Below are 17,976 nucleotides of genomic sequence, written 5' to 3'. Positions count from 1 at the left end.
TAACGACTATTTAACGTCAACTATATCAAATGTATAAAACTATTGTAAACAGGAAGGGGTTTCTATTCAATGAAAATTACAGCTATTCATCTTTACGCAATTCGTTTACCGCTTCGCAATCCGTTTGTTATTAGTTATGGCTCTTATTCTGATATGCCCTCTATTATCGTCAAAATGGAAACAGATGAAGGTATTATCGGTTACGGTGAAGGCGTTGCTGATGATCACGTCACAGGTGAATCATGGGAAAGTACTTTCTATACTTTAAAACATACGCTAACCCCTGCTCTAATCGGGCAAAATCCAATGAATATCGAAAAAATACACGACATGATGGACAATACAATTTACGGTGTTCCAACAGCGAAAGCCGCAATTGATATTGCTTGTTTTGATATAATGGGCAAAAAACTAAATCAACCTGTATATCAATTAATTGGCGGGCGCTACCATGAAGAATTCCCTGTCACTCATGTTTTAAGTATTGCCGATCCAGAAAACATGGCTGAAGAAGCTGCTTCTATGATTCAAAAAGGTTACCAATCTTTCAAAATGAAAGTTGGTACGAATGTAAAAGAAGATGTGAAACGTATTGAAGCTGTACGAGAACGTGTAGGAAATGACATCGCTATTCGCGTTGATGTAAACCAAGGCTGGAAAAATAGCGCAAACACATTAACAGCACTTCGTTCATTAGGAAATTTAAACATTGACTGGATTGAACAACCTGTTATCGCGGACGATATTGATGCCATGGCTCATATCCGTTCTAAGACAGACCTCCCGCTTATGATTGATGAAGGCTTAAAAAGTTCTCGTGAAATGCGCCAAATTATTAAATTAGAAGCTGCTGATAAAGTAAATATAAAACTAATGAAATGCGGCGGCATATATCCAGCTGTAAAGCTCGCTCATCAAGCAGAAATGGCAGGCATTGAATGCCAAGTGGGATCAATGGTCGAATCATCTGTTGCCTCTTCCGCAGGTTTCCATGTCGCTTTCTCAAAGAAAATCATTACGAGCGTAGAGCTAACAGGGCCATTAAAATTCACAAAAGACATCGGAAACTTACATTACGACGTACCATTCATTCGCTTAAACGAAAAGCCTGGACTCGGCATTGAAATAAACGAAGATACATTACAAGAACTAGCCGTCTTTCAAGACGTTGTACGCTAAAGGAGGACTATCATATGACGGTTCTATACGAAGGAACATTAAAACAAAATAACAATCCATTTCACGTTACATTACTATCACTAGAGCACATCGAGCAAATCTTATCACTACAAAACATTGTAGTTGAAGCACTAGAAGATAAAAGTCGTTTACAACCACTCTCACAAGAAGAATTTCAATACATTCTAGAAGGAAACGGCATGATGATCGGTGCTTTTATCGAAAACAAACTCATCGCATTTCGTGCTCTACTCGTCCCTCCTATCGACGATGAACATTTAGGGCTTGATATTGGTCTATCAGAAAGTGAACTGCACCGCGTCATCTATCAAGAAATCTCAAACGTTCATCCGAACTGCCGAAGAAATGGTATGCAAAAAATATTAGCAAACGTCATCATGGACGAATTGCAAAAAGAAGATAGCAAATATGATTATGTATGCTGCACCGTTGCTCCTTTTAACATCCCGAGTTTGAAGGATAAGTTTGCGCAAGGGATGGCGATTGCTGCGCTAAAGGAGAAGTATGGTGGTAGTCTGCGGTATGTTTTTGTGAAGAAATTGCGCGGAGATAAAGAAAGCGATTGGACGGATATTCAAAGTATTCTAATGAGTGATGCTAGTGGACAGCAGGCTTTGCTTTCGGAGGGGTATCGTGGGTATGAGATGGAGAAAACAGCAGATACTTTCATTGTGAAGTTTGGGCGATAATCTATATGGTCGAAAAGAGGAGATGTCTGCTGTGACCTCTTCTCTTTTCGATTTGTTGAACAATCCTGTGGTAAATGAAATTATATCAACGATTTTTCGAATATATCTATCATAACTTACAATATATCAACGATTTTTAAAATATATCTATCATAACTTACAATATATCAACGATTTTTAAAATATATCTATCAAAACTCACAATATATCAACGATTCGACAAGAAATATCGATTTACAGACAAAAATCGATATCCCTTCCTAAACCGTCATCTTCCAACTAGATAACGCTAACCAATTCTCCATTTCTTTATAATCAGGCATTATCTTCCCGACAAGACGCCAAAAAGATCGATCATGATTTAAATGAACCATATGACACATTTCATGAACAACTACATAGTCAATTACTCGCTGTGGTGCCATTGCTAGCTTCCAATTGAATGTTAGTTGTAAATTCGAATCGCAAGTACCCCAAGTACGACTACTATCTGTAATACGAATAGAACGTGGTTTTGTTTTGAAATTACTTTGATGCGCTTTAATACTCTTCTCTACTAAAGATTTACACTGCTTATAATAAAATCGTTTTAAAGCTTGTTGTATTTTCTCATCCTTAAGCTCTTTCACATAAATATGTAACTTATCCCCTTCAAAAATCGCATTGTCTTGCTCAATGCTTGCATCTTGGGAAATCTGTATCGGATACGTATTCCCTAAATACAAAAAGCCCTCTCCTTGATCATAATCCTTTTCCTGTGGTCCATGCGCTCGCTCCGCCATTTCCTTACGTGTTGTCTGAATCCAATCCCACTTCTCCTCTAGCAACTGGACTAAGTATTCAACAGGTGTTCCTTTCGGAGCCTGTACTTCCACATTTCCATACGAATCCACAAAAAGACGCACGGACTTTTTCTTCTTATAAGTTATATGAAAATTAATTGTCTCACCTAAATATGTATGTACCATTTCATCACCTAGCATAGTATTTTTACAAATAAAAAAGAGTAGGATACGAACGTCCTACTCTACCTATTATATCATTTACTGCTTTAACGAACTCATTATCCTCTATACTTTACACCTAATCCCTTAATGAAATTCCTTGCGTATCTATCGCCACACTCTTTGTAATTTTTATGGCCTTTCTTTCTTAATAGAGCGCCTAACTCTCCTTTTGTTACCGTAACGCCTACGCTATCTAATATATCAAGTACATCCTCACTCGTTAAAGATAGTGCGATTTTCATTTTCTTTAGAAGAAGGTTATTGGCACTCTCCTTGCTCTGTACAGGTGCAGGCTGCCCTGGTTTCGGATCTTGCTTTCCTCTTTTTAAAGTAATAAATCCATTTAAAAATGCCTCTAACATCATCATATCGCATGTTTTTACGTACTCATCTTCAGCTACCTCATCATTTTCAGCTTCATGCTGAGGAGCTCTCTTTATTTTTGTAAGCATATCAACTACGTCTTCTTTCGTTACTTCCATCCCGCCTAGTTTAAAGATTTCTACCATATCTATATCTTTTATATCTAAAGCGTATCGTACTCTTTTTAATATATCGTTGTTGCTCATTGCCATTGGGTTTCCTCCTGAAATGTTGATTATTTATTCAGCGGTTAAAGTTTATGCTATAACCTACTTTAAATTATCATGTTTAATCTAACCTTTTAGTTATTGTCCGCTAAATTAATACTTTAACATTTTAAAGATATGTTTTATAGTCTTACCCGAACTTTTCTCTATCATTGTATCTACAGCGCTCTTACATGTTTTTTATATGCCTATAAAAAGATTTCTCTCTTAACATTAACTAAAAGAAAAAAAACAGTGTTTTGATTTCTCAAATACACTGTTCTTTTCCAGCTCTACGCTTATTTTCAACTCACTCATGTCATGCACTACATATGAAATGATTTAACTGCTTAAAAGTTAAACCGTCTCACTATCCTGAGCCACACCAACACTATCCTCAAACTTATCCAACAAAGCACGCACCTCATCAGTCGATTTCGTACTCATCAATTGATTTCTCAATTCAGCAGCTCCAGGGAAGCCTTTTACATAAATTTTGAAGAAGCGGTGAAGCCCTGTGATTGAGCGTGGCAGTACTTCTGCATATTGATCTTGAAGATCAAGTTGTAGTCTTAAAAGATCTAGGTGCTCTTTACTGCTATGCTCTCTTGGCTCTTTTTCAAAAGCAAATGGATTTTTGAAGATGCCTCGTCCGATCATTACGCCATCAATGCCGTATTTTTCAGCAAGTTCCAGCCCCATTTTACGATCAAGGATGTCTCCATTGATTGTTATTAACGTATTTGGTGCGATACGGTCACGTAATTTTTTAATTTCCGGAATTAGTTCCCAATGCGCATCTACTTGGCTCATTTCTTCTCTTGTACGTAAGTGAATAGAAAGGTTTGCAATATCTTGTTTGAAAATGTGCGTTAACCAATCTTCCCACTCGCTTAACTCTTTAAAGCCAAGTCGTGTTTTTACGCTGACAGGTAGTCCGCCCGCTTTTGCTGCTTGGATAAGTTCTGCCGCAACGTCTGGACGTAGAATAAGGCCACTACCTTTTCCTCTTGATGCAACGTTCGGTACTGGGCAACCCATGTTAATATCGATGCCTTTAAATCCTAGTTCTGCCATACCAATACTCATTTGACGGAAGTATTCGGGATTGTCTCCCCAAATATGTGCCACCATCGGCTGTTCGTCTTCTGTAAAAATTAAACGGCCACGTACACTTTTCATACCTTCTGGATGACAATAGCTATCCGAGTTTGTAAACTCTGTGAAGAATACGTCCGGACGACCTGCTTCACTTACTACGTGACGGAAAACAACGTCTGTCACATCTTCCATTGGTGCAAGTACGAAAAATGGTCGTGGTAATTCACGCCAAAAATTATCTATCATTTCAAATTCAAATCCTCTCACTATGAATACAATTTCAAAATCTCAATTTATAATTTGTGAAAATCAGCAATATTTATTTTAACTAAAATCGCTTATGAATGGTATTTTTGTAAACCAAAAAGCAGGTGGTATAGATTTCCCCTATATCAACTGCTTTCCTATTATACCAACTTAAGCCAAGCCACACACTCCACATGCGTCGTATGCGGGAACATATCAACAGGCTGTACTTCCTGTGTTTTATATCCGCCTTCTTCTAGTACTTTTAAATCACGTGCTAATGTTGCTGGGTTACACGATACGTATACGACGCGGTTTGGCTTCATGTCGATGATTGTATTTAGTAATGCTTCGTCACAGCCTTTACGCGGTGGGTCTACGACCATTGTGTCGGCGATTACGCCTTCTTTGTACCATTTTGGAATGACTACTTCTGCTTCTCCTACGCCAAATTCAGCGTTTGTCATGTTGTTTAGTGCTGCGTTTCGGTTTGCGTCTTCGATTGCTTCTGGGACGATTTCAACGCCGTACACTTTTTTCGCTTTTTGCGCTAGGAATAACGAGATTGATCCGATTCCGCAATAGGCATCGATTACTGTTTCGTTACCATTTAATTTTGCGTATTCTAACGTTTTATCGTAAAGCACTTTCGTTTGCTCTGGGTTTACTTGATAGAATGAACGTGCTGAAATCGCAAATTTAATGTCACCGATAAAGTCATAAATGTATTCTGATCCGTACAGTACTGTCGTTTTGTCTCCGAAAATTACATTCGTACGCTTCGTATTTACGTTTTGAACAATTGATTTTACTTCTGGGAATTTCGCTGCAATTTCTTCAATAATTGCTTTTTTGTTCGGCAATTCTGCTGTACGCGTAATGAAGACAAGCATAATTTCTCCTGTTACTTGTCCGTAACGAGCCATTACGTGACGAAGTGTTCCTTTGTTACGCTCTTCGTTGTACGCAGTGATACCGTGCTTTTCACAAATACGTTTTACTTCTTGGATTAATGTATCGTTTTCTTCTGCCTGAATTAAGCATGATTCCATATTAATGATGTTATGCGTTCCTTGGCGATAAAAACCAGCTACAAGTCCGCCTTCACGTTCTCCGATTGGTACTTGTGCTTTATTACGGTATACCCACGGATTCTTCATGCCAAGTACAGGATGAACAGGAACATCAGCTAGTCCTCCGATACGCTGCATAACGTCACGTACTTGTTTTTCTTTCGCTTGTAATTGTCCTTCATAAGTTAAGTGCTGAAGCTGACAACCGCCGCACTGATTATATACTGGGCATTCAGCATCTTTACGATATGGACTTTCTGTATGAAGCTTCATTAAACGACCAAATGCGAAGTTTTTCTTCACTTTAATAATTTTAATTTGCGCTTCTTCACCTGGTAATCCGTTTTTAACGAAAATAGGATAGCCCTTTACTTTCGCAACACCGGCACCATCATGTGTTAAATCTTCAAATACTACATCTATAAACTCGTTTTTCTCAACTGGTGGCGTCATTTTAGTACTCATTTTCCGACCTCTCTTTTTCATAACACTGCGTTACATTTTATCATACTTATATGGTCTTTTTCTATTGGAAGAAAAAAAGCTATTGACGATACTTCTCTGTTAATGTTACGCTACTACTAATTTAATACGGACGATGTTACCTCATATATACTTGATAATATGGATCGAGAGTTTCTACCCGGCAACCTTAAATTGCTGGACTATGGGGAAAACTAATGAATATTAGCCTATGCGCAAAAAAGGACTCATATTGATTAGCTTTCTCTCATAGATGAAAGTGAATCCATATGGGTCTTTTTTTATTTTTATTTTTCTAAAAGGTCAGACATCTTACGTATGACATAAAACCTCATTCCTTTATTTTTAGTAATATAACGAGCGTTTTATGTACAAACTTTATACGAACTTCTGAAAGGGGCAACTACATGCAATATGTAATGAGCATTATCGGTATTATTGCCGTGTTAGGTTTATGTTTTGCTTTGTCAAACAACAAAAGTAAAATCAACTTCCGTGCAATTGCAATTATGATTGGTTTCCAAATTTTAATCGGTTGGTTTATGTTTGCTACAAAGATTGGTCAACAAATCATTATTTTCATTAGTAAAGTTTTCAACAAACTAATTAAACTTGGTACGACAGGTGTCGATTTTCTCTTTAATGGAATTCACAGAGATTTTGTCTTTTTCTTAAACGTATTATTAATTATCGTATTTTTCTCAGCACTACTTTCAATCTTTAGTTATTTAGGTGTTTTACCATTCATCGTTCGCGTTGTCGGCGGTGCTATTTCAAAAATTACTGGTTTACCACGTGTTGAGTCATTCCACGCAGTAAACTCTGTATTCTTCGGTTCAAGTGAAGCGTTAATCGTTATTAAAAACGATTTACAGCATTTCAATAAAAACCGTATGTTTATCATTTGTTGTTCTGCGATGAGCTCCGTTTCTGCTTCTGTTACAGCATCATACGTAATGATGTTAGATGCAAAATACGTACTGGCAGCTCTTCCGCTAAACTTATTCTCAAGCTTAATCGTTTGTTCGTTATTAACACCAGTTGATACGAAGAAAGAAGATGAAGTGATTCAGAAATTTGATAGAACTCTATTCGGGGACAGCTTTATCGGCGCAATGATTAACGGTGCGCTTGATGGTTTAAAAGTAGCTGGTATCGTTGCCGCATTAATGATCGCCTTTATCGGTGTGATGGAAGTTGTAAACTACGTAATTAGTGCAGCTTCAGGCGCAATGGGACATGCTGTTACTTTACAACAAATCTTCGGTTACGTACTTTCTCCATTCGCATTCTTAATGGGTATTCCAACTCAAGATATTATCCCAGCTGGTGGTATTATGGGTACGAAGATTGTTTTAAATGAGTTTGTAGCAATCCTTGATTTAAAAGACACAGCTACAACATTAGCTCCACGTACAGTTGGAATCGTTACAGTATTCTTAATTAGCTTCGCAAGTATTAGCCAAATTGGTGCAATCGTTGGTACAATCCGTGCCCTTTCTGAAAAGCAAGGAAGCGTTGTTTCTAAATTTGGTTGGAAAATGCTATTTGCATCAACACTTGCTTCTATTTTATCTGCGACAATCGCTGGATTGTTTATTTAATAAAAAAACACCTTACTTTAACAAGTAAGGTGTTTTTTTTGATTCTTTATGAAACCGAGTGAAATTCAACTGCTTCTTCTGTATTGATAATCCTATCTTTATATATACCTTTTATTGAAATGTAAATGATAGATTTGTTTATATTTTTTAACTTTCCTAATGAAAAATGATAAAGTAATCCATCGCTTTTTAAAGTCCACATCTTCCCACTCCATGGACCAGTAGCTTTTTGTTCATCCGACGCCTTTATTTCACCTTCATATTCGCATTCTCCCAAAGGAGTTTTAATTGTATTCTTCTCTGTATCAATTCGAATATTTTTAATTAGCTTCAAATTTTCATCAGAGAGAATTTGAATTTCATGATCTTTCTTTTTAAAAAAGAGTTTTCCGTCTTTGGTATTTATATATTCTGCATTATCCATTTTATCTATCATAAAATCATATTCTTCTTTTGTAATACCTAAGTTTTGATGATAAGGAAACGTTTTTTTCGGTATAATTTCTTCTTCGGCATACTTCAAATACCAATCTAAATTATTTGTAATACTATTGCTCATTTTATTTCCGATTTTCTCTAATTTCTCTTTTATCTCATAAGGAAATTCTATTGTCATAATATCCGCCGTCACTTCCGCATTCATAAGATGCGATGGAATATACTCTTCCACGCTATTCGCTTTACTCACTTCACTTTGACAACCAACTATAAATAGCGATATGAAAAAGATATATATTATTTTTTTATATTTCATTTCTATTCTCCACTCCATACATTATTCTTACTTAGTTTTATAGCGGTTTTCATTATAGTATAAAATCTTTATATTTTAATAAAATACATATCCTTATGCAAAATTGCATATTAATATGTATTCTTCTTACTTTAAAATTAGCTTAAATCACTTTCCAAATTATACAAATAACAAGTTAAAAATGTTATAATTTTCAAAAAACCATTGGAGGATATTATGAAAGCCCACGCAATTTTCGATTTCTTACATTTACTAGTCTTAACGCTGAAAAGCTATTATGTATGGGGAATGCCTATCTATGTCTTCATTATTCCTCTTATCTTTGTAGTCGGTTATATTATTATTAATTCTAATAAGAAACAAAAAAATACATCTATTCAAAGTCACTAATCTATTACCTTAATAGCCTCCTAAAAATCATATTCCCCTCATTTTCTTCAAATGATATGATGAACAAGGGTAAATCCCCACCACTCTTATAGCGGTGGGGATTTTAATGTCAATATGCAACATACTACACAATAGAAGGTGATTTTTATGAGAAAATACGCAGCAATTGCTTTATGTACGTCTGCCATTCTAGCAGGCTGCAATACTAGCAATGTAAGCCAAGAACCTAAAAAAGAGAAAAAGGTTCAAGAAGTAGCTATACAAAAAGAGGCTCTACAAGAACAAGGTAAAATTTCTTATACTCCCATCACACACGAATCTACAAACACAAGTATTCATATTACAGACTTAAAAGATTCTTTAAATGAAGTACAATATAAAATTTGGCGCACAGCTGATGGAAAGGAACGTGCTAAATCTTTTTCTTCTAAAGAAAAGGAGAAACAATTTACAATTCCTTTTGACATAAAAGAATTTGAAGGAAAACGCGGTGAGTTCCAAATTGAAGCAACAGGAATGAAAGAAGATGGGAAAACAATCCCGCTTACGAAATCTACTATTACTTTCGAACAAAAGGTTCCTGTTCTTATGTATCACGCAATCGATGATTATCATGGTCAAGGTATTAAAGACTTATTCGTATCACCAGCTAACTTTGAAGCACAAATGAAACATTTAAAAGACAATGGTTATACGCTTTTAACGTTTGAACGCTGGGGTGATATAAATAAAGTAAATAAGCCGATTTTCGTTACATTTGATGACGGTATGAAAAATAATATGAATGCATTTCGCGTTTTACAAAAGCTAAAAGATGATACTTTTAAACCGGCAGCAACAGAATATATGATTGTTGATAACGTTGATGTAGAAGGAGCATTGTCTACTTCTGAAATAAAAGAAATGGTTGATTCCGGCATTTTCTCGGTGCAATCTCATACTGCAACACATGCAGACTTACCGAAAATTACAAACTATGAGGAAGAGTTAAAAGGTTCAAAAGAAAAACTAGAAAAAATAACAGGTAAGCCTGTTATCGCGATTGCTTATCCATTCGGTCATGTAGATGATAAGGTTGTTACAGAAACGAAGAAGTATTATCAATTTGCGACGACGACAAAGCCTGGGCAATTCATTACGAAGGGTGAACCTGATGAATTGTTAAAGATGAAGCGCGTTCGTATACACCATACAACGACTGTAGAGCAGTTTGCTTCTTCAATTAAGTAAATATAAGGGCTCAATACATTTTGAGCTCTCTTTTTACTTTATATTTATATATATTTTTAGAATTTTCTTGTATTATATATAGTAAGAAATCTTTCAAATTAAAGGAGATTATACATATGTCATTTGAACAAACGTTAGAGAAATATGCTGCTCTTGCAGTTAATGTTGGTGTTAATATTCAACCTGGACAAACTTTATCAATTAGTGCACCTCTTGAAGCTGTACAATTTGTACGCCTCGTTACAGAAAAAGCATATAAATCTGGTGCAAAACACGTATATGTAGATTGGAATGATGAGACGTTAACACGCTTAAAGTTCGATCTAGCTCCTGAAGAAGCTTTCGCTGAATTTCCATCTTGGAAAGCACATGCTCGTGAAGAATTAGCAAAAGAAGGCGCTGCATTTATGTCTATCTATGCAGAAAACCCTGATTTATTAAAAGGTGTAGAAGCATCGCGTATTGCAACAGCTCATAAAGTAGCTGGAGAAGCAATGAAAGTATACCGTGATTACGTACAAGCAGATAAAGTAAGTTGGTGTGTCATTTCTGTTCCTACGAAAGAATGGGCTGCGAAAGTATTCCCTGACGTAGCGCCAGAAGAACAAGAAGCAAAGTTATGGGATGCTATTTTCAAAGCTACTCGTGCTGATTTAGAAAATCCTGTAGAAGCATGGAAAGAACATGATGAAACATTACATACAAAAGTGGATTACTTAAACGAAAAGCATTATAAAGCTCTTCACTATACAGGTCCTGGAACAGATTTAACAATCGAACTTCCAGAAAAACATGTATGGGCTGGTGCTGGTAGCTTAAATGAAAAGAACGTACCATTTATGGCTAATATTCCAACTGAAGAAGTATTTACAATGCCACTTAAAACAGGTGTAAACGGCCAAGTTTCTAGTACAAAACCGTTAGTATTTGCAGGTAATATTATCGATAATTTCACGTTAACATTTGAAAACGGGCGTATCGTAGACTATAAAGCTGAAGCTGGTGAAGAAGCTTTAAAACATTTAGTAGAAACAGATGAAGGTTCTCACTTCTTAGGAGAAGTAGCTTTAGTACCTCATGACTCACCAATTTCAAACACAAATGTTTTATTCTACAATACACTATTTGACGAAAATGCATCTTGCCACCTTGCAATCGGAAATGCTTATGCATTTAACTTAGTTGGCGGAAAAACAATGTCTAAAGAAGAACTTGCTGAAAACGGCGCAAACGCTAGTATCACACACAACGACTTCATGATTGGATCAGCTGAGCTTGATATTGACGGTATTACTGCTGATGGCAGACATGAGCCTATCTTCCGTAAAGGTAACTGGGCGTTTTAAATTTATTACCATAAAGAAACACATTGGATAATCAAATGTGTTTCTTTATTTATTTGGTCTCAATTCAAATTTTATCGTTCTATTTTCATGCGTAAACTCCGGTCTATACGTAGCGATATACGTATTTTCTTTCGCTACGTCAAATAGCATGATATCTTGAATTTTTTCATCTGGTGCTAACTTTTTACTAATAAAGCTATCAGGGTTATTATATTCTTTAAATCTTGTACCTTTCTTATCGGTAATCTCAAATTCATAAAATGCAAAAGGTATTTCCTTTTTACTATTATTTTCTACTTTGAAAATAATCCCCAAAATCTCCTCTTTCTTTTTATTCTCATCATAATCCGGATATCCTAATTTAACTGAATCGATAGTTACTTGCAAACCATCTACGTCTACTGTCTCCCCTATTTTATACACTTTATCTTGAACATCTTCTTGTTTACTTTCATTACTATCTTTAGTCTCAGTGCAAGCACTTAAACTAAAAGCTATGCCAAAAATTAAAACAATTTGACTTACCTTTTTTAACATACTCTTTCCTCCACATAAGACAATATTTCATATGTATCATAACAAAACGCTTTACTCTTTCTTGTCATATTTTGTCGTATTAATTGTTAACTGCACAAATAGAAAAAAGCTATCTTCTACAAAAGATAGCTTTCATGATGCCGATGAAACCTTAAGCCCAATGACACCCAAAACAATAAAAAGAATACAAAATGCTTGAAATAAACTAATATGCTCTTTAAAAAAGTACACACTAATGATTGTAATAAGTAATGTTCCAACGCCAGACCAAATAGCATAAGCAATACTTAAATGAATCTTTTTCACAACGATGGCAAACACGCTGAAACAAATCCCATAAAACACGAAAATCAGTACACTTGGAACGAGCTTTGTTAAACCATTTGATAGTTTCATCGCAATTGTTCCAGCTACTTCAAAAATAATTGTAACAAGTAATAATAGCCAATATACCATACTAGAATCTCCTTCTCTGTTACCTTATAGAGATTCTAGTATACTACTTATAGTCCCAATGAAATATATTTAATTTCTAAATATTCCTCGATGCCGAAATGGCCTCCTTCACGACCGATACCACTTTCTTTAAATCCACCAAATGGTGCTTGTGCAACTGATGGAAGACCATCGTTTAGACCGATAATACCGTACTCTAACGCTTCACTAATTTGGAATGCTTGGCTAATGTCTTTCGTGAAAATATACGCAGCTAAACCGTATGGTGTATTGTTTGCACGTTCGATTACTTCATCAACTGTTTTAAATTTCGCAACTGGTGCCACTGGCCCAAATGTTTCTTCATTCATACAAAGCATCGTATCATTTGCCAACCCAATTACAGTCGGTTGAATGAAATGTCCCTCTAACTCTGCGACCTTTTGACCACCATATAAAACTGTTCCACCTTTTTGAATAGCATCTTCAATATGTTCTTGTACTTTTGAAACTGCATTCTCATCAATAAGTGGCCCGACAGTCGTTCCGTCACCGAAACCGTCTCCTACTTTCAACTGCCCTACTGCCTTTTGGAACTTCTCTACAAATACTTCGTATACTTCTTCTTGAACGAATACTCGGTTTGTACATATACACGTTTGTCCTGCATTACGGAATTTCGAACCAATCACCGCTTCTACTGCTTTATCTAAATCTGCATCATTCATTACGATAAACGGAGCGTGTCCCCCTAACTCAAGCGAAACTTTTTTCATCGTTTGCGCCGCACTAGCCATTAACTCTTTCCCGATTTCCGTTGACCCTGTAAAGGACACTTTTCGAACGCGACCATCTTCCATCCATGTATCAGCAATTGCTTTTGCACTACCTGTTATGATATTGATTACGCCCTTTGGAATATCTGCTTCATGGGCTAATTCAGCTAATTTCAATGCAGTTAATGGCGTTTGACTTGCCGGTTTCACAACGGCTGTACAGCCTGCTGCAAGCGCTGGGGCTACCTTTCTCGTAATCATAGCAGCTGGGAAGTTCCAAGGTGTAATAGCTGCCATAACGCCAACTGGTTGCTTCATAACTAAAATGCGCTTATTCGGATGAGCAGCAGGAATCATTTCACCATATACGCGTTTCCCCTCTTCTGCATACCATTCAACAAAACTGTTTGCATAATTTACTTCACCAAGCGCTTCTGCAAACGGCTTCCCTTGTTCCTTCGTCATAATCGCTGCGATCTCTTCTTTATTTTCATCAATAAGCGTAAACCACTTTTTTAACTTCGTTGCACGATCTGCTGCCGTTAACTTAGACCACGTTTTAAAAGCTTCATGTGCAGCATCAACAGCTTGCTTTGCCTCTGTTACTCCGCCTTTTGGTACAGTTGCAAATATTTCCTTCGTCGCAGGATTATTTACTTCAATTTGTTCTTGTAGTGTAATCCACTCACCATTTATATACATCGCCTTTTTATCTATACTTACGAAAGTCGCCTTTTTATCCAATGTTTTCTTCCTCCTCTATGAACTTCTTAATTTTTCTAGTAGCAGCAGATTGACTAATTTGCAAAAACTCAGCCACTTTATAACTTGATCCATACGTTTTATATGCTTTAAGAATTATATTTCTCTCTACCTCTTCCAGCATTTTATAAAGGCTTTGCCCCGATTGTTCAACTGCAGCCTCTTGCATAGAGAGTGGCAAATCCTCTACCGTTACAACATCATCAACAGTAATAACAATTCTCTCAATTACATTCTCTATTTCTCTATTGTTCCCTTCCCATGGATATCCAACAAACATTTGTAACGTACTCGGCGCTAGTTTCACATCACGTCCGTACTTTTTATTAAAGTGCTGCAAGTAATGATAAATAAGCGGCAAAATATCTTCTGTTCTTTCCCTAAGCGGGGGAATTGCAATTGGAATGACATTCAAACGATAGTATAAATCTTTCCGAAATGTTCCTTGTTTCACCATCTCGCTTAAATCTCTATTTGTTGCCGCCACAATTCGAACATCTACTTTTTTTAATTCTCTTCCGCCTATAGGACGAAATGTTTTTTCTTGCAATACTTGCAAAAGCTTCGCTTGAATTTCAAGCGGCATTTCACCGATTTCATCTAAAAAAAGAGTTCCTTTATGCGCGGATTCTAATAGTCCCTTTTTCCCTTCACGATTCGCACCTGTAAAAGATCCACCTGAATATCCAAAAAGCTCCGATTCAATTAAATTAGTTGGTAATGCCGCACAATTAATTTCATAGAAACTTTCATGCTTACGGTGACTCACTTCATGTAAATGGCGTACTAATCGACTTTTTCCTACTCCAGTCTCGCCTAAAACGAGAACAGTACTATCCACTACAGATACTTTTTTGATTGTATCGACTATTTTTTGCATAGCTAGACTTTTAAAAATAAGTCCTTCATGCTCATATGTTTCTCTTAATTCTTTTTTATATGTTTTTAGCTGATTATCCATTTCCTCTACCTTTTGACGTAATTGATAGAGTTCAGTAAGGTCGCGAGAATAACTAATCACTCTTCTTAAATTTCCCTCATCATCAAAAACAGGCCTTGTACGAACGTGTAAATACTCTCCTGATTTTGTAGTTTGAACGAGTTCAATTGGCCTCTTTTTTTCAATCACTTCTAATGTCGCTGATGGATAAAAGATTCCATCCTTTTGTAGTTCTTTTACATGCTTACCAACTAACTCTTCTGCAGCTAGTTGGTAGTGCCTTTCACATGTACTATTTACACGTACAACGATCCCTTGCTCATCTGTAACAAAAATTTCGTCAAACGCATATTCAAATACATCTTTTAAATCCATTAACACTCGTTCCTTTTCTGCAACCATCCTAGCCACCCCTAACTTCAAATCCATCGATCCACTTCACTACCTTTATTATAAAGTGAATTTTCTGCATTTAATATAGAGTCAACCAGAATGTTTGCTATTTATACTTCAGTTTTTAAACGCGAGCGATGTTTGTTTGCTCATAACAAGCTTGCAATGATTCTTCAATTATTGTTAAACCTTCTTCAAGTTGCTCATCTGTAATAACTAAAGGCATTAACACACGGATAACATTTCCATATGTCCCTGCTGATAATAACAGTAACCCACGCTTATTTGCTTCTGCACATAGATTAGCCGTTAACGTTTTGTCAGGTGCTTTCGTCTTACGATCTTGAACGACCTCAAATGCACACATTGCGCCTAACCCACGCACATCACCGATGCAATGATATTTATTTTTCATCTCTTCGAATCGGTTCATTACGACTTTTCCTAATTCTATCGCTCTATCATTTAATTTCTCATTTTCTATTACATCGAGAACAGCTAATGCAGCCGCACATCCTAATGGACTTCCTGCATACGTTCCACCAAGTTCACCTGGTGCAGACTCATTCATAATTTCTTTACGTCCAATGACACCACTTATCGGTACACCAGCACCTAATGATTTAGACACTGTAATTAAATCTGGAACGACATCATAGTGATCAATTGCAAAATATTTTCCTGTACGACTAAAGCCTGTTTGTATTTCATCCGCTACAAATAAGATGCCGTTCTCTGAACAAATGCGGCGTACTTCTTGAACAAATTTCTTACTTGGGACGATAAATCCACCTTCCCCTTGAACAGGTTCCATTACAACAGCTGCAATTGTTTCTGGTGCTACTTCCGATATGAAGAAGTTCTTAAACTCTTCAATAATAAAATCATCATACTGCTCTTCCGTTAATCCCTCTGGGCGACGGTATTCGTATGGAAATGGCGCTTTATATACTTCTGGAGCAAAGGGACCAAACCCAAATTTATATGGCTTCACTTTACTTGTCATCGTCATTGTCATTAATGTACGCCCGTGGAAACCTTTAGAAAATGCGATAATACCAGGTCTCTTCGTATATTTACGAGCGATTTTCACCGCGTTCTCAACTGCTTCTGCACCACTATTTAAAAACAGGACTTGCTTATCGAAACTTCCTGGTGCCAATGCCGCAAGCTTTTCTGCTAATTCAATATATGGCTCATACATCATAACGTTAAATCCAGTATGAATGTATTGATCGACTTGTTTATGGAGCGCTTCTTTAACCGTTGGATGACAATGCCCTACGTTAATTGTCCCGATTGCTCCTGCAAAATCAATGTACTGATTGCCATCAACATCTGTTACAAGAGCACCATTTGCAGATTGTACAAACGTTGGGATGCCGTTACTTACTCCTTTTGGTACTATATTTTGACGGCGTTCCAATAAAGATGCCGCTTTCGGTCCTGGAATTTGTTCATTTACTTTAGCAAATTTTTTTGTATTCATTGCGTACCCCATCCTTTTCTTTACATTGTTTTCTCTTCTTATTGCAAAATATATGCCAACTTTCTTTTCTAGCATTTATCCTATATTCTTTGTATCCAGGCATAAAAAATAAGTCTATAAAGACTCATTAAGAGTCTTTATAGACTTATTTTCCTTACACATTAGACTTTTCTTTCTCCCAGAAAAACTCACCCGATTGAGAAATAAACTCTCCAACAGAATCTAACACTAAATCAGCAAGTGGTTCTAATGTTGGACGGTCTCCCGTACCAGATAGCACCCCAATTGCATAGCAATCGCCATTTTTAGCTAAATGTAAATCAGTTGGCGTATCTCCAACAACCGCAACCTCACATGATTCTAAATTAAATTTCTCACAAAACACTTCTATAATCTTTTTATCTGGTTTTTGCGCAAGGAATGTATCCGAGGCTATAATATAATCAAAAAAGTTCTCCAACTTATATTGTTTTAAAAATAATTCTGTTGGTGCGAAATCATCCGCCGTGACAACCCCTAATATAAATCCTTTATCTTTTAATGCCTGTAACACTTTCGGTAAATCCGCTGTCATTTTCATATGCGAACGATGCTCATACATAAGGGAAAATAACTTCTCACTTACCCACTGATGCACCTCTTCTTCTCTAGCAGACTCAATATAATTACAAAGCCCCTTCGCTACATCAAGGCTTGTTCCAGCAGCTATTGCACTCCTCGGATTAACAAATGCTCCCTCTACACCAATCTCTTCTAATAAGGTCTGCCCTATTGTACTTGGTAAATGATATAAACTTATACATTCAGCTACAAGTTCTTCAGCTACTTTTATCCAAATTGAATGAAAATCCATTAATGTCCCATCTTTATCAAATAGTATTGCTTTTACCTTCTCCATAGCATCCTACCTCTCGTTTCTTATCTCCTCCAGTGTATCAATAAAATATGGATG

General features: G+C 36.4%; 17 protein-coding genes and 1 riboswitch. Of the genes, 6 read left to right on the top strand and 11 right to left on the bottom strand.

Features of this window, described 5'->3' with window-relative positions:
* Nucleotides 1-69: 69 nt before the first annotated feature.
* Both ACTL4X_RS01970 and ACTL4X_RS01965 read left to right on the top strand, forming a co-directional pair.
* Nucleotides 70-1,179 carry a mandelate racemase/muconate lactonizing enzyme family protein gene (locus tag ACTL4X_RS01970; protein WP_086692266.1) on the top strand — a complete coding sequence of 370 codons (1,110 nt, stop codon included), beginning with the start codon at nucleotides 70-72 and terminating at the stop codon, nucleotides 1,177-1,179.
* Nucleotides 1,180-1,193: 14 nt separating this feature from the next.
* A complete protein-coding gene (locus ACTL4X_RS01965) occupies nucleotides 1,194-1,889 on the top strand; it encodes an N-acetyltransferase (RefSeq protein ID WP_086692263.1) in 696 nt (231 codons plus the stop codon).
* A gap of 260 nt (nucleotides 1,890-2,149) precedes the next feature.
* Here the strand turns inward: ACTL4X_RS01965 and ACTL4X_RS01960 are convergent, their stop codons facing one another.
* From ACTL4X_RS01960 to rlmD, 4 genes are all read right to left on the bottom strand, one after another.
* Nucleotides 2,150-2,857 carry a M48 family metallopeptidase gene (locus ACTL4X_RS01960; RefSeq protein WP_000233754.1) on the bottom strand — a complete coding sequence of 236 codons (708 nt, stop codon included), beginning with the start codon at nucleotides 2,855-2,857 and terminating at the stop codon, nucleotides 2,150-2,152.
* Nucleotides 2,858-2,952: 95 nt separating this feature from the next.
* On the bottom strand, nucleotides 2,953-3,471 hold the full coding sequence (locus ACTL4X_RS01955) for a DUF1456 family protein (RefSeq protein ID WP_001251702.1): 519 nt from the start codon (nucleotides 3,469-3,471) through the stop codon (nucleotides 2,953-2,955).
* A gap of 351 nt (nucleotides 3,472-3,822) precedes the next feature.
* Entirely contained in the window at nucleotides 3,823-4,812 is a 990-nt protein-coding gene (locus tag ACTL4X_RS01950) for a tRNA dihydrouridine synthase (protein WP_000566708.1), read from the bottom strand.
* Nucleotides 4,813-4,973: 161 nt separating this feature from the next.
* The gene (gene rlmD / locus ACTL4X_RS01945) at nucleotides 4,974-6,350 is read right to left on the bottom strand and encodes a 23S rRNA (uracil(1939)-C(5))-methyltransferase RlmD (protein WP_086400871.1); all 1,377 of its coding nucleotides are present in this window, start codon (nucleotides 6,348-6,350) and stop codon (nucleotides 4,974-4,976) included.
* Between the two features lie 121 nt (nucleotides 6,351-6,471).
* Nucleotides 6,472-6,573: riboswitch (purine riboswitch) on the top strand.
* A 202-nt stretch (nucleotides 6,574-6,775) separates the two neighbouring features.
* Here rlmD and ACTL4X_RS01940 point away from each other — a divergent pair.
* Complete coding sequence (locus ACTL4X_RS01940; RefSeq protein WP_001200484.1) at nucleotides 6,776-7,972, top strand: NupC/NupG family nucleoside CNT transporter; 1,197 nt, start codon at nucleotides 6,776-6,778, stop codon at nucleotides 7,970-7,972.
* A gap of 46 nt (nucleotides 7,973-8,018) precedes the next feature.
* Here ACTL4X_RS01940 and ACTL4X_RS01935 read toward each other — a convergent pair whose 3' ends face one another.
* Entirely contained in the window at nucleotides 8,019-8,726 is a 708-nt protein-coding gene (locus ACTL4X_RS01935; RefSeq protein WP_000875591.1) for a hypothetical protein, read from the bottom strand.
* Nucleotides 8,727-8,942: 216 nt separating this feature from the next.
* Here ACTL4X_RS01935 and ACTL4X_RS01930 point away from each other — a divergent pair, with 216 nt between their 5' ends.
* The 3 genes from ACTL4X_RS01930 to ACTL4X_RS01920 all read left to right on the top strand — a co-directional run bounded on the left by ACTL4X_RS01930 (nucleotide 8,943) and on the right by ACTL4X_RS01920 (nucleotide 11,692).
* Complete coding sequence (locus tag ACTL4X_RS01930) at nucleotides 8,943-9,116, top strand: hypothetical protein (protein WP_000643592.1); 174 nt, start codon at nucleotides 8,943-8,945, stop codon at nucleotides 9,114-9,116.
* A gap of 147 nt (nucleotides 9,117-9,263) precedes the next feature.
* The gene (locus tag ACTL4X_RS01925) at nucleotides 9,264-10,346 is read left to right on the top strand and encodes a polysaccharide deacetylase family protein (protein WP_001233731.1); all 1,083 of its coding nucleotides are present in this window, start codon (nucleotides 9,264-9,266) and stop codon (nucleotides 10,344-10,346) included.
* A gap of 116 nt (nucleotides 10,347-10,462) precedes the next feature.
* A complete protein-coding gene (locus ACTL4X_RS01920) occupies nucleotides 10,463-11,692 on the top strand; it encodes an aminopeptidase (RefSeq protein ID WP_000007349.1) in 1,230 nt (409 codons plus the stop codon).
* 45 nt (nucleotides 11,693-11,737) lie between these two features.
* Here the strand turns inward: ACTL4X_RS01920 and ACTL4X_RS01915 are convergent, their stop codons facing one another.
* The 6 genes from ACTL4X_RS01915 to ACTL4X_RS01890 all read right to left on the bottom strand — a co-directional run bounded on the left by ACTL4X_RS01915 (nucleotide 11,738) and on the right by ACTL4X_RS01890 (nucleotide 17,922).
* A complete protein-coding gene (locus tag ACTL4X_RS01915) occupies nucleotides 11,738-12,229 on the bottom strand; it encodes a DUF4352 domain-containing protein (RefSeq protein ID WP_000915110.1) in 492 nt (163 codons plus the stop codon).
* Nucleotides 12,230-12,361: 132 nt separating this feature from the next.
* The gene (locus ACTL4X_RS01910) at nucleotides 12,362-12,685 is read right to left on the bottom strand and encodes a DMT family transporter (RefSeq protein ID WP_000263262.1); all 324 of its coding nucleotides are present in this window, start codon (nucleotides 12,683-12,685) and stop codon (nucleotides 12,362-12,364) included.
* 47 nt (nucleotides 12,686-12,732) lie between these two features.
* Complete coding sequence (gene gabD, locus ACTL4X_RS01905) at nucleotides 12,733-14,184, bottom strand: NADP-dependent succinate-semialdehyde dehydrogenase (RefSeq protein ID WP_000358132.1); 1,452 nt, start codon at nucleotides 14,182-14,184, stop codon at nucleotides 12,733-12,735.
* Nucleotides 14,177-15,544 carry a sigma-54 interaction domain-containing protein gene (locus ACTL4X_RS01900; RefSeq protein WP_000225136.1) on the bottom strand — a complete coding sequence of 456 codons (1,368 nt, stop codon included), beginning with the start codon at nucleotides 15,542-15,544 and terminating at the stop codon, nucleotides 14,177-14,179. Before ACTL4X_RS01900 ends, gabD begins: the two co-directional genes overlap by 8 nt.
* 115 nt (nucleotides 15,545-15,659) lie before the next feature.
* On the bottom strand, nucleotides 15,660-17,024 hold the full coding sequence (gene gabT, locus ACTL4X_RS01895; RefSeq protein WP_001093019.1) for a 4-aminobutyrate--2-oxoglutarate transaminase: 1,365 nt from the start codon (nucleotides 17,022-17,024) through the stop codon (nucleotides 15,660-15,662).
* A 154-nt stretch (nucleotides 17,025-17,178) separates the two neighbouring features.
* On the bottom strand, nucleotides 17,179-17,922 hold the full coding sequence (locus ACTL4X_RS01890) for an HAD family hydrolase (RefSeq protein WP_134208583.1): 744 nt from the start codon (nucleotides 17,920-17,922) through the stop codon (nucleotides 17,179-17,181).
* Between the last annotated feature and the right edge of the window lie 54 nt (nucleotides 17,923-17,976).

The organism is Bacillus sp. RE35 (assembly GCF_052146655.1).
Classification (GTDB): domain Bacteria; phylum Bacillota; class Bacilli; order Bacillales; family Bacillaceae_G; genus Bacillus_A; species Bacillus_A cereus.
The sequence above is the reverse complement of the archived record's forward strand: the minus strand, read 5'-3'. Positions and strand labels throughout refer to the sequence as shown.

Excerpts from the sequence above, each read along its gene's own strand:
- ACTL4X_RS01920 (WP_000007349.1), top strand. The coding sequence starts at position 10,463 with ATGTCATTTGAACAAACGTTAGAGAAATATGCTGCTCTTGCAGTTAAT.
- ACTL4X_RS01900 (WP_000225136.1), bottom strand. The coding sequence starts at position 15,544 with ATGGTTGCAGAAAAGGAACGAGTGTTAATGGATTTAAAAGATGTATTT.
- rlmD (WP_086400871.1), bottom strand. The coding sequence starts at position 6,350 with ATGAGTACTAAAATGACGCCACCAGTTGAGAAAAACGAGTTTATAGAT.
- ACTL4X_RS01940 (WP_001200484.1), top strand. The coding sequence starts at position 6,776 with ATGCAATATGTAATGAGCATTATCGGTATTATTGCCGTGTTAGGTTTA.
- ACTL4X_RS01970 (WP_086692266.1), top strand. The coding sequence starts at position 70 with ATGAAAATTACAGCTATTCATCTTTACGCAATTCGTTTACCGCTTCGC.
- ACTL4X_RS01910 (WP_000263262.1), bottom strand. The coding sequence starts at position 12,685 with ATGGTATATTGGCTATTATTACTTGTTACAATTATTTTTGAAGTAGCT.
- ACTL4X_RS01955 (WP_001251702.1), bottom strand. The coding sequence starts at position 3,471 with ATGGCAATGAGCAACAACGATATATTAAAAAGAGTACGATACGCTTTA.
- ACTL4X_RS01890 (WP_134208583.1), bottom strand. The coding sequence starts at position 17,922 with ATGGAGAAGGTAAAAGCAATACTATTTGATAAAGATGGGACATTAATG.
- ACTL4X_RS01950 (WP_000566708.1), bottom strand. The coding sequence starts at position 4,812 with ATGATAGATAATTTTTGGCGTGAATTACCACGACCATTTTTCGTACTT.
- ACTL4X_RS01960 (WP_000233754.1), bottom strand. The coding sequence starts at position 2,857 with ATGGTACATACATATTTAGGTGAGACAATTAATTTTCATATAACTTAT.
- gabT (WP_001093019.1), bottom strand. The coding sequence starts at position 17,024 with ATGAATACAAAAAAATTTGCTAAAGTAAATGAACAAATTCCAGGACCG.
- ACTL4X_RS01935 (WP_000875591.1), bottom strand. The coding sequence starts at position 8,726 with ATGAAATATAAAAAAATAATATATATCTTTTTCATATCGCTATTTATA.
- ACTL4X_RS01965 (WP_086692263.1), top strand. The coding sequence starts at position 1,194 with ATGACGGTTCTATACGAAGGAACATTAAAACAAAATAACAATCCATTT.
- ACTL4X_RS01930 (WP_000643592.1), top strand. The coding sequence starts at position 8,943 with ATGAAAGCCCACGCAATTTTCGATTTCTTACATTTACTAGTCTTAACG.
- ACTL4X_RS01925 (WP_001233731.1), top strand. The coding sequence starts at position 9,264 with ATGAGAAAATACGCAGCAATTGCTTTATGTACGTCTGCCATTCTAGCA.
- ACTL4X_RS01915 (WP_000915110.1), bottom strand. The coding sequence starts at position 12,229 with ATGTTAAAAAAGGTAAGTCAAATTGTTTTAATTTTTGGCATAGCTTTT.